This window comes from Aeromonas sp. R7-4 (assembly GCF_040908055.1).
Taxonomy (GTDB): domain Bacteria; phylum Pseudomonadota; class Gammaproteobacteria; order Enterobacterales; family Aeromonadaceae; genus Aeromonas; species Aeromonas sanarellii.
In genome coordinates, this window is the sequence record NZ_JBFODA010000034.1 from 161,049 (window position 1) to 175,642 (window position 14,594).

Below are 14,594 nucleotides of genomic sequence, written 5' to 3' on the forward strand. Positions count from 1 at the left end.
CTGGTCAACTTGGGCACTCGGGAGATGAGAGTGCCCACGTTACTGCAACCAGGGACAAACTTAAAGACGGGGCACGGCCCAGCCGATGAAGCGCTTGCGAAGTTCGGGGTCCGCCTTCAGGAAGAGTTGCTGCAACTGCCCCTCCAGCTCGCTGGCGGGAAGGGCCTGAGCCGGCGTCGCCGCAGCCGTGGCCGCCACCGCACCGGCCGCCAGCACCGCCTGTCCGGCGCCACGGTTGTATTCCGCCAGCCTGGCATGCCAGTCCATGCCGATCTGCATCCCCTGCACCACCAGCGGCTCCTGCCGCACCTCGAGGGGCTGCCCTCCCGCCAGCAGGCTCAGGGTGGGCGCCTTGGCATAACGCTCCATGCCTGCCTCATCGGTGGGTACGGCGGCCTGCAGGCGGACCGACTGCCCGCGGGCCTCATAGCGGATCACCTGGGGCTCGGAGCGAACCAGGCGATCGTTGTCGCTGCTGCTGCGGCTCGGGATCACCCCCTCATAACGCACCAGCAGTTGCTGCTCCCCGTCCGCCAGCAGGGCGTGCTGCTCGTCCTGCACCTTGCCGGCGCTCACCGCCAGGATCTGGAAATCCCGGGGCACCTCGACCCTGACCTCGGCCTGCACCGAGCCGGCACACAACAAGCCGGCACACAACGACATGACTCCGACCCAACCCTGATGACCCTTCATTCCCTGCCTCTCTTGCGTTCGCGATGATGGGGCAGGGTAGCAACCCCAGATGACAGAAAAATAACGGGACTCTGACTCACCGCAGCAGATAATGGGGCCGCTCGGCGAACCACTGGGCCAGCACCTGCTTGAACAGCCGGATCTTGCGCGGCACCCGCCGCTGCTGGGCGTGCAGCACGTGCAGCGGATGCAGCCCCGTTTGCCACTCGTCCAGCACGGCCACCAGCTCTCCCCTGGCCAGGCTGGCCTCCACCAGCATCAGCGGGCACTTGGCAAAGCCCATGCCAGCCCGGGCCAGCTGCAACACTGTGCTGTAGTGATTGGCCCGCACCCTGCCCTGCACCAGGATGTGCGCCTCCTCCTCTCCCCTGCGAAAATGCCACTGCTCCCAGGCCGGGTTGTGGCCCTGCAGCAGACAGGGGCGCCCCCCCAGCTCATAGGGGGTGGCGGGGCTCCCCTCCCGGGCCAGCAGGGTTGGGCTGGCCACCACCACGTCCTTCAATCGCCCGAGGGGCAGCGCCACCAGGTTGTCGGGGATCTGGCTCATGGCCCGCAGGGCGATGTCGTGCTCCCCCTGGCTCATGTCGATCGTCGCGTTGGTGAAGTTGAGCTCCACCTGGACACCGGGACAGAGCTCGGCAAAGCGGGCGAGCAGCTCGCTCACCATGCGGTCCCCCGTGCTGACCGGGCAGGTGAACCTCAGCCGGCCGCTGTCCTCCTCGGTCAGGGCCTGGATGTCCTGCTCCGCCTGGCGGGCCAGGGCGAAGATCTCCCCCGCCTGCTGATAGAGGGTCTTGCCCGCCTCGGTCAGGCTGAGGCGGCGGGTCGTGCGCTGCAGCAGCTGGGCGTTGAGGGACGACTCCAGGGCGCCGACGTGGCGGCTCAGCATCCCCTTGCTCACCCCCAGGGCATCGGCGGCGGCGGAGAAACTGCCCCGCAGCACCACCTCGTAGAAACTGGCCAGATGGGCGATGTCCATTCATTAGCTCCAAAACGGAAACAATGGGTTCATCATAAGCGCTTTTTCTCCTGTCGGAGACGACTAGAATCATCAATATCCCAAACAGGAGTGACCAAGATGAAAATCGTGATCGTGGGTGCCTCCGGCACCATAGGTTCCGCCGTCAGCGACCTGCTCGCCCAGGACCACCAGGTGATCCGGGTCGGCCATAGCCGGGGGGACGCCAGGGTCGACATGCGGGACAAGGCCTCCATCGAGGCGCTGTTCGCCCAGATCGGGCCCTTCGACGCCCTGGTGGTCGCCAGCGGCAGCGTCGCCTTCAACGCCCTGACCGAGATGAGCGACGAGCAGTGGCAGCTGGGGCTCCAGAGCAAGCTGATGGGCCAGATCAACCTGACCCGGGCCGCCATTCCCCACCTGAGCGATCGGGGCTCCATCACCCTCATCAGCGGCATCCTGAGCGAGGAGCCCATCAACTGGGGGGTGAGCGCCAGCACCATCAACGGCGCCATCGAGCACTTCGTGAAGGCGGCCGCCTGCGAGCTGCCCAGAGGACTTCGCATCAACGTGGTGAGCCCCACCGTACTGGCAGAGTCCATGGACAAGTACGCCGACTTCTTCCCGGGCTTCGTGCCGGTACCCGCCGCCCGGGTGGCGCAGGCCTACAGGAAGTCGGTGCTGGGGGTGCAGACCGGCCAGGTATTCAGGGTCAACGGCTGATCCCGGCAGACAGAGCAATAAAAAGCGGGCCCCGTCATGGGGCCCGCGTCTTTGTCGGTCTGCGGTTTTCACCGCCGGCAAACGTTTGTTCCTGGGCGGCAAAAAAGGCTGTCAGCCTCAGTCGATCAGGCCGTACTGCTCGCGCAGCACCTCGATGATCTCCTGCTTCGGGTTGGCGCTGCGTACCAGCGGCTGGCCGATGATCTTCTCGGCGATCCCCACATAGGTGTGGGAGATGTCCATCATCACCTCGGTGGGCAGCTTGTTGTCCCGGGCCAGGGCGAAACGCTCAGGCATGCGGTTCTTGTTGAGCAGGATGTCCGGATCCGGGAAGTGGTTCAGCAGCCACTGGCGGAAGCCCTCTTTGGACTTCTCGACGATCTCGCCACGGCGCAGGGCGGCACCGTCCCAGATGCGGGAGCTGTCGGGGGTACCGACCTCATCCATGTAGATGAGCTTCTCGCGGCCGGCGGCATCGGTCACGTAACCGAACTCGAACTTGGTGTCGACGAAGACCTGATCCAGCGCGGCCAGCGCCTCGCTGATGACATTGAAGCCTTCCTTGAGCAGCGTCTCGTAGCGGTCGATGTCCGCCGCGGAGCGGAAGCCGAAGGCCTGATGGTGGCGCGCGATGTCGGCGCGGGAGACATTGACGTCATCCGCCTCCGGCACGCCGTCCAGCCCCTTGAGGAGCCCCTTGGTGGACGGGGTGATGAGGATCTCGGGCAGCTTCTGATCCTTCTTCAGCCCTTCCGGCAAGGTGATGCCGCAGAACTCGCGCTCGCCGTCCTTGTAGGCACGCCACATGGAGCCGGTGATGTATTGACGGGCGATGGCCTCGATCATCACGGGACGGGCTTTTTGCACTATCCAGACGAAGGGGTGCGGGATGTCCAGGATGTGGCTGTCCGCCAGCCCCTTCTCCTTGAACAACTTGAACCAGTGGCTGGAGATGGCGTTGAGCGCCGCCCCCTTGCCGGGGACGCCGTTCAGGCCGTCCACCCCTTGCCAGATGCAGTCGAAGGCCGAGATGCGATCACTGATCACCATGAGGGCGAGCGGCGTGTCGGCCGGCACATCATAGCCTTTCTCTCTGATGAGCCGGGCACTGTCTGCCGGGGTCAACCAGTAGACGCTGCGCACTTTGCCGGAATGGACAGGTTTATCGGTACGGATCGGCAAATCGTCGTTCACCGCCAATACTTGATCTGCAAGACTCATGGCTAATAACACTTCCTGTTGTGGGACTAGTTGGACAGGCGCACAGGCCCCTGTCTGTGGGGATTCAGCTCGCCAGACACCCGTGCTGCCGGGCCGACAGGGGCAGCGGCGGGTCGGGCATAACAAAACAGGGGCACGAGGCCCCTGTTTTTATTCTGTTTTTGCAGCTTGGTCAGCCAGACCCTTGGCGAATGCCTCGGACAGGCTGATATACATCTGGGAGATGACGCCGGATGAGACAGGCTTCTTGTCCTTGTCAAACAGGGTGATGGAGGTCTTGCCTCCCGCCATCTCGCCGAGCTGGAAGCGGTACTGCTCTTCCTCCAGCTTGAACGGCTCGGCCCCCTTGGCCTTCCAGAATTCGGCATCCGGCTCGTCGTACTCCACGTCGATCCAGCCCAGGGACTGCTGGGTGTCCTTGATGGTGAAGCCGTAGGCCGGCAGCACCTGGTTGAGGCGGCGCCAGACCTGGTCAAACGACCCCTCGGCAATCCAGGCGCTCAGCTCGTTGTTGTCCAGCCCCAGTTCCAGCCCCATGCCATCGCTGGACTTGTGCTGCTCGCGGGCCTTGAGCTGCTTGTCGTAATAGAGGGAGAACTGGTTCAGGGCACGGGTCGCGTAGCGCTGGGCATCGGCCGGCGTCAGCGCCGTGCTGGTCTCACCGTCGATGGTCTCTTCGTGCTCCAGCACCCGGACCGACATCATGGTGGCGTGGCGCTGCACATCATTCTTCAAGACGAACTGGTAACGCTGACGGATCTTGAAGTCATCGTCTTCTTCCGCCCAGCCATCGAGCACTGCGGTGTTGTCAAACCAGCCGGTCTGCAATACCCCGGCCTGCTGATCCAGCTTCTCGGTGGTCACCTTGTGCTCGGCCAGGAAGTTCATCAGGAAGGCCCAGGTGTCGCGCTCCACGCTCTGGCTGGTGCTCAGGGCATAGAAGGCGATGGTCGGCTCCTCGGCGTTGGCCACCACCTGGCTGCCCGGGACCACGGTCAGCAGCTGGGCGGGCGGACGCACATCCACCTTGGCGCCGATGGCGCCCTCACGGCTGCTCTCTGGCAGCGCCGGAATGTCGAAACCGTTGTTAAAGGCGGGGGTACTCAACCCGGCGGGCACAAGGAAGGCACGGCCTTCGAGGCGGCTCTCTTCATACTCGAAGCCACGGTTGGCCATCTTGCGGTCCTGGGGTGAGCTGCAGGCTGCCAGCACGGCAACCGTCGCGACACTCAGCACCAGGCGCCCTGCATTTCCCTTTCCATTTGCTTTAAACACTCGCCATCAACTCCGCAGTCGTCAGTGCTCGCGCCATCGCCTGCTCTCCCTCTGGGGTGAGGTCGGTCAGGGGCAGGCGCAAGGTCGCCGTCGCCATCAGTCCCAGCCGGGCACAGGCCCACTTCACCGGGATGGGACTCGGTTCACAGAACAGAGTCTGATGCAACGGCATCAATCGATTGTTGATGTCATGCGCCCGTCCGGCATCTCCGGCCAGCGCAGCACGACACATGTCGGCCATCTGGGGCGCCGCAATATTGGTGGTGACCGAAATGACACCATCACCCCCTTGCAGCATGAAATCACATCCGCTGGCGTCATCACCACTATAAAGCGCAAAATCCGGCCCGCACAGCTCGCGCAGCAGCGGGGTGCGGCCGAGATCGCCGGTTGCCTCTTTCAAACCGATAATGCCGGGCACCTTGGCCAGACGGGCCACCGTCTCCGGTTTGAGGTCACAGCAGGTGCGACCGGGCACATTATAGAGAATTTGAGGCAGACCACTAGCCTCGGCGATCGCACAATAGTGACGATAGAGGCCTTCCTGGGTGGGTTTGTTGTAATAGGGGGTGACCGAGAGACCCGCCACCACGCCGGTGCTGGCGAGACGCCTGGAGAGGGCGATGGCGTGCGCCGTGTTGTTGGAGCCGCACCCCGCGATGACCGGGATGCGCCCTGCGGCATATTCCACCGTTTTTTCGACGACGGCGATATGTTCCTGCTCGCTCAGGGTGACCGACTCCCCCGTGGTGCCCACCGCGACGATGGCGCTGGTGCCGGCATCCACATGATACTCGACCAGCTCAGCCAGACTGCTCCAATCGATGTCACCCGAGGCCAGCATGGGGGTAACGAGCGCAACAATACTACCGCGTAACATGGATAATTCTCCCGATTTTCAGGGGCGTAATGGTAAAGCTGCCCCTTTTGAAAAACAAGGGAGGCAAGGGACAAGCCGTGTTACCATCCGCCACAAAACGTATGGATGCACCAGGGCAGGACAGGGCCCGAAGCAGGGCGCCATGCCCGTCAGCGGCGCCCGCTGTCACCGCATTCGCAATAATGGACGAGAGACGATTTATGACTCACTACCTGGTCGTAACGGCCATCGGCACGGACAGGCCTGGCATCGTCAATGAGGTGACCCGTCACGTCAGTGGCTGCGGTTGCAACATTGTCGACAGCCGTCTTGGCATCTTCGGCAACGAATTCACCTTCATCATGCTGCTGTCCGGTGACTGGAACAGCCTGATGCAGCTTGAAATCAGCCTCCCCCTGCGCAGTCAGGAGTGGGATCTCATCACCATGATGAAGCGCACCGAGCGCCACCAGTCGCTGCAATATGACATCAGCGCCAGCGCAGAGGTGCTGATCCGGGATCAGCCCGGCATCGTAAGCCAGTGTACCCAGTTCTTCAGCGATCACGGCTGGGACATCCAGGCCATGCAGACCATGACCCTGGAACAACAGCCGTTCAACCTGCTCAAGGCAAACTTCCAGTTGAATCTTTCCAAGCAGGGAGAAGAGAGTGGCTCCAAGGCCGCCTTCGCCGGCTTCTGTCGCGAGCTGGGCGCAGAGTCCTTCGAATTCATCGTCAATCACAAGTACGCCTGATGGCGTTTGGAGACCCCATGTCACCACTAGAAGCTGGTACCCAGGCCCCCGATTTTTCCCTCTCCGACCAGGATGGCAACCAGGTGCGCCTCGCCGATTTGCGCGGCAAGAAGGTGCTCGTCTACTTCTACCCCAAGGCGATGACCCCGGGCTGCACCACCCAGGCCTGCGGCCTGCGCGATGTCAACGCCGAACTGGCGGCTCTGAACGTGGTGGTGCTCGGCATCAGCCCGGACAGCGCCAAGCGCCTGAAAAAGTTCGAGGAGCGCGACAGCCTCAACTTCCGCCTGCTGGCCGATGAGGATCACGCGGTGGCCGATGCGTTCGGCGTCTGGGGCCCGAAGAAGTTCATGGGCAAGGAGTATGACGGCATCCACCGCCTGAGCTTCCTTATCGACGAGGAGGGCAAGGTGGCCCATCGCTTCGACAAGTTCAAGACCAGCGATCACCATCAGGTGGTGCTCGACCTCGTCAAGGGGTAACGCCGTCACCTCGACGCTGCAGCAGGGCCCGCCATCGTGGGCCCTGCCCGTCTCGGCGCGGCATCGGGTGGCCATCCAGGACGGCTTGCCAGCATGTCTCCCCCTCCATTTTCTCGCCAACCTCCCCTGCCAGATCAAAAAATTCATCCTGGATATGGGTTAACGTGACCCCAGTTTCATTTTCCAGTGAGAAAGCCCATGAACATGAGCCACACCGAACGCCTGATCCTGAGCAACCAGTACGAGATCCTGGCCAAACTCAATCCGGAGAAGGCGGCGTTTTACCAGCGGGCCAGCACCATAGTCGAGCGCGGCTACTGCCTGCAGATCCTCGAGCTGGAGAAGAGCTTCGGCCACCTGGATCTCGCCACCTGCCAGGAGGTGATAGACACCCTGGAGATGCACCACGCGCTGGCCATCTCCTGGGGCAATCTGGACGCCGGCGCCCGGGCCGAGGTGAATGAAAGCCGTCTGGCCTTCAACGGCTACAGCCGCAGTCAGGAGCGGGAGCTGGCGGACTATGTCTGCTTCCTGCTGGAGGTGGACAAGCGTTTCCCCGAACTGCCCTGCCCCTGCGACGAGCTCTCCAGCGACATCGCCATGCGCGACAAGTACCAGCGCATGCTGACGATCTGGCGCCAGTGCCCCCGTCAGTACAAGCTCTCCATCCAGGAGATCAGCAAGGTGCTGGCGGCCTGACCATGAAAAAGGCGCCCCGGGGCGCCTTTGTCGAATGAGCAACCAGGGTCACTCGTAGAGGAAGGATTTGTCCAGCTGCTTGAAGGCGGCGTTGAGGGTATCGGCCAGCTCCTCGTAACGGGGACGAGCCACCAGCTGACGCTGGCCACCCTGCTCGTTCATCTTGCCGTTGATCTCCCGGTACCAGTTTGCGAGGGAAGGGGGCAACCGGGTGTCGGCGCGCTGGCCGAGCCAGTAATAGCCCTGCAGCGGCAGGCTGAGCAGGAAGAGGACGGACGCCATGACGGAGGGCCAGTAATGCAGTTCGCCGAACTGGAACTGCACCATGACGCTGAGCACGGCCAGGGCCGGGATCACCTTGAGGGCGAACTCGGTCGCCCTGATCACCCGGTTTTCCGGGAACATGGAATTAAGCTCGGGACGGCGCGGCCAAAGAGTCATATAATGACGGCCTTGCTGTAATTTAGTTCCAAAAATGTTCATGCTCATGCTACCTCCGAGCTCTTTTCGAACGCATTAACGGCAAAACCTCGACAATATTTGAGAAGCAATAACAAAGGTTGAGGATGACTTTGTTATTTTTCAACAATCAGGTTATCCTTTGTACGCCCATTTTTACGCTGGCGCATCGCCGCTGGCCAGTCAGGGACGTCTGAGTTTCGGGTCTTGTATCACTATACAAGGGGCAAGCAACAGATTGCCAACCCTCATAAGGATAAGTTGATTGTTTTTGGACGCACCGCGTCCGGCGCATCCTCCAACCCAACCCAATCTGCGATAGGATTTATTCATGAGTAAGCTGGTTCTTGTTCTTAACTGTGGCAGCTCGTCCCTGAAGTTTGCTGTCATTGACGCAACCACCGGTGATGATCTGCTGTCCGGCCTGGCCGAATGCTTCAACCTCGACGATGCCCGCATCAAGTGGAAGCTGAACGGTGAGAAAGGCAACGCCGATCTGGGTGCCGGTGCCGCTCACCAGGAAGCGCTGGACTTCATCGTCCACAAGATCCTGCCGCTCAACCCTGAATTGTCCAAGAACCTGATCGCCATCGGTCACCGCGTGGTACACGGCGGCGAGCGCTTCACCTCTTCCGTGCGGATCTGCGACGACGTGATCGCCGGCATCGAAGCCGCCATTCCTTACGCACCGCTGCACAACCCGGCTCACCTGATCGGCATCCGTGCCGCCCTGAAGGTCTTCCCGGAGCTGGCCGAGAAGAACGTGGCCGTGTTCGACACCGCCTTTCACCAGACCATGCCGGAAGAGGCCTTCCTGTACGCCCTGCCGTACAAGCTCTACAAGGAGAACGGCATCCGTCGCTACGGCGCCCACGGCACCAGCCACTACTACATCAGCCTGGAAGCGGCCAAGCAGCTGAACAAGCCGGTTTCCGAGCTGAACATCATCAACTGCCACCTGGGCAACGGCGGCTCCGTCTGCGCCATCAAGAACGGCCAGTCCGTCGACACCTCCATGGGCCTGACCCCGCTGGAAGGCCTGGTGATGGGGACCCGTTCCGGTGACATCGATCCGGCCATCATCTTCTTCCTGCACGACAAGCTGGGCATGAGCGTAGCCGAGATCAACACCATGCTGACCAAGGAGTCCGGCCTGCAGGGTCTGACCGAAGTCACCTCAGACTGCCGTTTCGTTGAAGACAACTACGACAGCAAGGAAGAAGCCAAGCGCGCCATGGACGTGTACTGCTACCGTCTGGCCAAGTACATCGGTGCCTACGCCGCCGCCATGGACGGTCGCCTGGATGCCGTGGTCTTCACCGGCGGCATCGGCGAGAACTCCGCCCCGATCCGCGAGATCACCCTGGGCAAGCTGGGCCTGCTGGGCTTTGACGTCGACCACGACGCCAACCTGAAGGCACGCTTCGGCAAGGGCGGCGAGATCACCAAGGCTGGCTCCACCAAGGCCCTGGTTATCCCGACCAACGAAGAGTGGGTCATCGCCCACGACGCGCTGGAACTGGTCGGCGCATAAATTAGCTGTAGAGCAAGGCCGCCCCAGGGCGGCCTTTTCCTGATCCCAAAAAATGAACAAGGGGTAATAAGTGGCACGCACTATTATGCTCATCCCGGTCGGCACTGGTGTCGGCGTAACTTCCGTGAGTCTTGGCGTCGTTCGCGCCATGGAACGTCACGGTGTCAATGTCAGCTTCTTCAAACCGGTCGCTCAGCCGCGTCCGGGTGAAACCGGTACCGAGCGCTCCACCGCCGTGATCCGCGCCGCCGCCAACATCAACCCACCCGAGCCGTTCGCCCTCTCCTACGCCGAGAACATGATCACCTCCAGCAACACCGACATCCTGCTGGAAGAGATCGTGGCCCGCTTCGAAGAGCACGTGAAGAGCAGCGGTGCCGAAGTGGTGGTGATCGAGGGCCTGGTGCCGACCGACAAGCAACCCTTTGCCAACAAGCTGAACTACGACGTCGCCAAGGCGCTGGATGCCGACATGGTGTTCGTGACTCATCCGGGCAACGACTCCAGCCAGAAGCTCAAAGAGCGTATCGAGCTGGCCTGCTCCAACTTCGGTGGCGTCAGCAACCCGCGCATCGTGGGCTGCGTCATCAACAAGGTGGGTGCCCCGGTTGACGAGCACGGCGTGACCCGTCCCGACCTGACCGAGATGTTCGAGGCGCACCACCACGGCGCCGACACCGGCCACAACCTGGAAGTGTTGCAGGTCTTCGGCAAGAGCCCGCTGCGCATCCTGGGCTGCATCCCCTGGAACACCCAGCTGATCGCCCCCCGCGCCAAGGATCTCGCCAAGCACCTGGCCGCCAAGATCATCAACAAGGGTGAGCTGGATAGCCGCCGCCTGCAGACCGTGACCTTCTGCGCCCGCTCCATCCACAACATGATCGAGCACTTCCGTCCGGGCAGCCTGCTGGTCACCTCCGGCGACCGTTCCGACGTCATCGTCTCCGCCTGCCTGTCCGCCATGAACGGCGTCAAGCTGGGAGCCCTGCTGCTGACCGGCAACTATCATCCGGAACCCCAGGTGATGGCCCTGTGCCAACAGGCCATGGCCACCGGCCTGCCGATCATGATCACCGGCACCAACACCTGGCAGACCGCCGTCAGCCTGCAGAACTTCAACGTCGATATCCCGGAAGATGACCGCGAGCGGATCGAGCTGGTGCAAGACTACGTGGCTGGCCACATCGACAAGCACTGGATCGAGTCTCTCTCTGCCAAGTCCACCCGCTCCCGTCGCCTGAGCCCGCCGGCCTTCCGTTACCAGCTGACCGAGCTGGCCCGCCAGGCCAACAAGCGCGTCGTGCTGCCGGAAGGGGAAGAGCCGCGCACCATCAAGGCCGCTGCCATCTGTGCCGAGCGCGGCATCGCCCGTCCGGTACTGCTGGGCAACCCGGACGAGATCCGCCGCGTCGCCGAACAGCAGGGCGTGATCCTGACCGACCGCGTCGAGATCATCGATCCGGTGGCCGTGCGCGAGCGCTACGTGGCCCGTCTGGTCGAGCTGCGCAAGAACAAGGGCATGACCGAAGTGGTTGCCCGCGAGCAGCTGGAAGACAACGTGGTGCTGGGCACCATGATGCTGGAGCGCAACGAGGTCGACGGTCTGGTCTCCGGCGCGGTGCACACCACTGCCAACACCATCCGTCCGCCGATGCAGATCATCAAGACCGCTCCGGGTTCTTCCCTGATCTCCTCCATCTTCTTCATGCTGCTGCCGGATCAGGTGCTGGTCTACGGTGACTGCGCCATCAACCCGGATCCCACTGCCGAGCAGCTGGCCGAGATCGCCATCCAGTCCGCCGACTCCGCTGCCGCCTTCGGCATCGAGCCGCGCGTGGCCATGATCTCCTACTCCACCGGCACCTCAGGCGCCGGCGCGGACGTGGAAAAGGTGCGTGAAGCGACCGAGCTGGCCAAGGCCAAGCGTCCCGACCTCATCATCGACGGTCCGCTGCAGTACGATGCGGCCATCATGGAGAACGTGGCCAAGTCCAAGGCCCCGAACTCCCCGGTTGCCGGCAAGGCCACCGTGTTCGTGTTCCCGGACCTGAACACCGGCAACACCACCTACAAGGCGGTACAGCGCTCCGCCGAGCTGGTCTCCATCGGCCCCATGCTGCAAGGCATGCGCAAGCCGGTCAACGACCTCTCCCGCGGCGCCCTGGTGGACGACATCGTCTACACCATCGCCCTGACCGGTATCCAGGCAGCCCAGGCCGAGTAATCGCCTTTTCTGCCTGTCCCGTGAAAAACCCGCCGAGAGGCGGGTTTTTTTATGTCTGGTGGAAGATCTGTTGATCGGCAAGATCAGGACAGGATCCCGCCGGGATCCAAGGGCGGATCCCCATAGCTCCTGCCGCAAGGCGCGGACGATAAGCAAACACTCACACCCTCGCCAGAGGATTGCGCAAATGCGATCCAGCCGGGATCAACTTGAAATACCTCTTTAAGATCAAGCTACTAACGCCAGAAACACCGCTAATCTACAGAGTTTTCCACAGCTTTTGTGGATAGTTTACCGATCATTTGAAAGAAAATGACAGATTCGCTCAGCCCCCTCTTGGGCATGACGCAGGGTCATGCCCCTCTCGGGCAACAGGGAGGACTCGCCAGGCCGAAGGATACGCCCGGGGCAGACATGACAAAGGGCTCCGAGGAGCCCTTTGGAATACTATCGGACCGGATTCCCGATCAGGGGCGCAGTGACTTGTCCGCCCGGGAGATGCCGCAGACGCCGGAGCGCACCACTTCGATGATCTCGTTGGTCTGGGCGGCGGTCTTGATGAAGGCGTCCAGCTTCTCGCTGGTCCCGACGAGCTGCACCGTGTAGAGCTCGGGGGTGACGTCCACGATCTGGCCGCGGAAGATATCCGCCAGCCGTTTCAGTTCGTCACGGGCCCCGCCGGCGGCGCGGGCTTTCACCAGGGCGATCTCCCGCTCGATGTGCTCCCCTTCGCTCAAGTCGCACACCTTGAGCACGTCCACCAGCTTGTGCAACTGCTTCTGGATCTGCTCCAGCACCCGCTCGTCCCCCATGGTGACGATGGTCATGCGAGACAGGGTGGGATCCTCGGTGGGGGCCACCGTCAGGGTCTCGATGTTGTAGCCGCGCTGGGAGAAGAGGCCCACCACGCGGCTCAGGGCGCCGGATTCGTTCTCCAGCAGTACTGAAATGATGTGTCTCATCAGGTTCTCTCCGTCTTGCTCAGCCACATCTCGTCCATGGCGCCGAACTTTATCTGCATTGGATAGACGTGCTCGTCCGGGTCAACCGAGATGTCCATGAACACCAGCCTGTCCTTCATGGCGAAGGCCTTCTCCATGGCGCTCTCCAGCTCGGCGGGATCGCTCACCGCCATGCCGACGTGACCATAGGCTTCCGCCAGCTTGACGAAGTCCGGCAGGGATTCCATGTAGGAGTGGCTGTGACGGCCGCCGTAGAACATCTTCTGCCACTGCTTGACCATGCCCAGCGCACGGTTGTTGATGGAGATGATCTTGATGGGCACCCCGTACTGCATGCAGGTGGAGAGCTCCTGGATGTTCATCTGCACCGAGCCGTCGCCGGTGACGCAGCAGACCACCGCATCCGGATTGGCAAACTGGGCGCCCATGGCGGCCGGGATGCCGAAGCCCATGGTGCCGAGGCCCCCTGAGTTGATCCACTGGCGCGGCTTGGCAAACGGGTAGTAGAGGGCGGCGAACATCTGGTGCTGGCCCACGTCGGAGGCGACGAAGGCTTCCCCCTTGGTCACCTTGTAGAGCGCCTCGATGACCTGCTGCGGCTTGATCAGGGTGGGATGGGTCTCGTAGGCCAGGCAGTGGCGGGAACGCCACTGATCGATCTGGCTCCACCAGTCCGCCAGCACCTGCTTGTCGTTGTCGAAGCCGCACTCGCGGATCACTTCCAGCATCTGCTCCAGCACGGTATCCACCGAGCCGACGATGGGCACGTGGGCCTGCACCGTCTTGGAGATGGAAGTGGGATCGATGTCGATGTGCACCACGGTGGCATTGGGGCAGAACTTGGCCACGTTGTTGGTGACGCGGTCGTCGAAGCGGGCTCCCACGGCGAAGATGAGGTCTGCGTTGTGCATGCTCTTGTTCGCTTCGAAGGTGCCGTGCATACCGAGCATGCCGATGAACTGCGGGTGGGTGCCGGGGAAGGCGCCAAGCCCCATCAGGGTGGTGGTCACCGGCAGGTTCAGCTGCTCCGCCAGCTTGGTCACCAGGTGATCCGCATTGGCGTTGATGGCGCCGCCGCCCACGTACATCACCGGACGGCTCGCCTCGGTCAGCAGCTTGGCGGCACGCTTGATCTGGCCCTTGTGTCCGGCCTTGGTCGGGTTGTAGGAGCGCAGGGAAACGGACTCGGGATACTGATAGGGGAACTTCTCTTTCGGATTCTGCACGTCTTTGGGCAGATCCACCACCACGGGCCCCGGGCGGCCACTGGCGGCGATGTAGTAGGCCTTCTTGATGGCCTCGGGAATGTCGCTGGCTTTCTTGCACAGGAAGCTGTGCTTCACCACCGGGCGGGAGATCCCGATCATGTCGGTCTCCTGGAACGCATCCTCCCCGATCATGCTGGTCGGCACCTGGCCGGACAGGATCACCAGGGGAATGGAGTCCATGTAGGCGGTCGCGATGCCCGTGATGCAGTTGGTGGCGCCGGGACCCGAGGTCACCAGCACAGTGCCCACCTTGCCGGTGGAGCGGGCGTAACCGTCCGCCATGTGTACCGCGGCCTGCTCGTGCCGCACCAGGACGTGCTCCATCTTGCCGTTTTCGAAGAGAGCGTCATAGATGTCGAGCACTGAGCCACCAGGGTAGCCGAATACGTGCTCAACTCCCTGATCTTCCAGCGCTCTAACCACCATCTGGGCGCCTGATAACATCTCCATGATAAAGCCCTCCAGGCTTTGCTCCGTTAAGC

Annotated in this window: 14 protein-coding genes; 6 read left to right on the forward strand and 8 right to left on the reverse strand. The window is 62.4% G+C overall.

Features of this window, described 5'->3' with window-relative positions; genetic code table 11:
* Window positions 1–60: 60 nt before the first annotated feature.
* Together AB5Y72_RS09525 and AB5Y72_RS09530 are read right to left on the reverse strand one after the other, a co-directional pair.
* The gene (locus tag AB5Y72_RS09525) at window positions 61–693 is read right to left on the reverse strand and encodes a DUF2057 domain-containing protein (protein WP_209794619.1); all 633 of its coding nucleotides are present in this window, start codon (window positions 691–693) and stop codon (window positions 61–63) included.
* A 76-nt stretch (window positions 694–769) separates the two neighbouring features.
* Window positions 770–1,672, reverse strand: a complete 903-nt coding sequence (locus tag AB5Y72_RS09530; protein WP_368198921.1) for a LysR family transcriptional regulator — start codon at window positions 1,670–1,672, stop codon at window positions 770–772.
* A 99-nt stretch (window positions 1,673–1,771) separates the two neighbouring features.
* On the opposite strand from AB5Y72_RS09530, the gene AB5Y72_RS09535 reads away from it, so the two are divergent.
* Entirely contained in the window at window positions 1,772–2,374 is a 603-nt protein-coding gene (locus tag AB5Y72_RS09535) for a short chain dehydrogenase (RefSeq protein WP_209794617.1), read from the forward strand.
* Between the two features lie 117 nt (window positions 2,375–2,491).
* Here AB5Y72_RS09535 and AB5Y72_RS09540 read toward each other — a convergent pair whose 3' ends face one another.
* The 3 genes from AB5Y72_RS09540 to dapA all read right to left on the reverse strand — a co-directional run bounded on the left by AB5Y72_RS09540 (window position 2,492) and on the right by dapA (window position 5,750).
* On the reverse strand, window positions 2,492–3,595 hold the full coding sequence (locus AB5Y72_RS09540) for a phosphoribosylaminoimidazolesuccinocarboxamide synthase (protein ID WP_368198923.1): 1,104 nt from the start codon (window positions 3,593–3,595) through the stop codon (window positions 2,492–2,494).
* Between the two features lie 150 nt (window positions 3,596–3,745).
* Window positions 3,746–4,870 carry an outer membrane protein assembly factor BamC gene (gene bamC / locus AB5Y72_RS09545; protein ID WP_042078293.1) on the reverse strand — a complete coding sequence of 375 codons (1,125 nt, stop codon included), beginning with the start codon at window positions 4,868–4,870 and terminating at the stop codon, window positions 3,746–3,748.
* Complete coding sequence (gene dapA, locus AB5Y72_RS09550) at window positions 4,863–5,750, reverse strand: 4-hydroxy-tetrahydrodipicolinate synthase (RefSeq protein WP_042078292.1); 888 nt, start codon at window positions 5,748–5,750, stop codon at window positions 4,863–4,865. Before dapA ends, bamC begins: the two co-directional genes overlap by 8 nt.
* 200 nt (window positions 5,751–5,950) lie before the next feature.
* Between dapA and AB5Y72_RS09555 the strand changes: the two genes are divergently transcribed.
* The 3 genes from AB5Y72_RS09555 to AB5Y72_RS09565 all read left to right on the forward strand — a co-directional run bounded on the left by AB5Y72_RS09555 (window position 5,951) and on the right by AB5Y72_RS09565 (window position 7,665).
* Window positions 5,951–6,484 (forward strand): glycine cleavage system protein R, encoded by a 534-nt coding sequence (locus AB5Y72_RS09555; protein ID WP_042078290.1) that lies wholly within the window; start codon window positions 5,951–5,953, stop codon window positions 6,482–6,484.
* A 17-nt stretch (window positions 6,485–6,501) separates the two neighbouring features.
* Complete coding sequence (gene bcp / locus AB5Y72_RS09560) at window positions 6,502–6,966, forward strand: thioredoxin-dependent thiol peroxidase (protein ID WP_042078289.1); 465 nt, start codon at window positions 6,502–6,504, stop codon at window positions 6,964–6,966.
* Window positions 6,967–7,164: 198 nt separating this feature from the next.
* On the forward strand, window positions 7,165–7,665 hold the full coding sequence (locus AB5Y72_RS09565; RefSeq protein WP_325781862.1) for a YfbU family protein: 501 nt from the start codon (window positions 7,165–7,167) through the stop codon (window positions 7,663–7,665).
* Window positions 7,666–7,713: 48 nt separating this feature from the next.
* Here AB5Y72_RS09565 and yfbV read toward each other — a convergent pair whose 3' ends face one another.
* A complete protein-coding gene (gene yfbV / locus AB5Y72_RS09570; RefSeq protein ID WP_042078286.1) occupies window positions 7,714–8,154 on the reverse strand; it encodes a terminus macrodomain insulation protein YfbV in 441 nt (146 codons plus the stop codon).
* 301 nt (window positions 8,155–8,455) lie between these two features.
* Between yfbV and AB5Y72_RS09575 the strand changes: the two genes are divergently transcribed.
* A complete protein-coding gene (locus tag AB5Y72_RS09575) occupies window positions 8,456–9,658 on the forward strand; it encodes an acetate kinase (protein WP_042078285.1) in 1,203 nt (400 codons plus the stop codon).
* A gap of 70 nt (window positions 9,659–9,728) precedes the next feature.
* On the forward strand, window positions 9,729–11,882 hold the full coding sequence (gene pta / locus AB5Y72_RS09580) for a phosphate acetyltransferase (protein ID WP_257519449.1): 2,154 nt from the start codon (window positions 9,729–9,731) through the stop codon (window positions 11,880–11,882).
* A 467-nt stretch (window positions 11,883–12,349) separates the two neighbouring features.
* On the opposite strand, the gene ilvN is transcribed toward pta, so the two are convergent.
* Window positions 12,350–12,844 (reverse strand): acetolactate synthase small subunit, encoded by a 495-nt coding sequence (ilvN, locus tag AB5Y72_RS09585; protein ID WP_010673160.1) that lies wholly within the window; start codon window positions 12,842–12,844, stop codon window positions 12,350–12,352.
* On the reverse strand, window positions 12,844–14,562 hold the full coding sequence (locus tag AB5Y72_RS09590) for an acetolactate synthase 3 large subunit (protein ID WP_042078282.1): 1,719 nt from the start codon (window positions 14,560–14,562) through the stop codon (window positions 12,844–12,846). The genes ilvN and AB5Y72_RS09590 overlap by 1 nt, the downstream gene beginning before the upstream one ends.
* Window positions 14,563–14,594 lie beyond the last annotated feature (32 nt).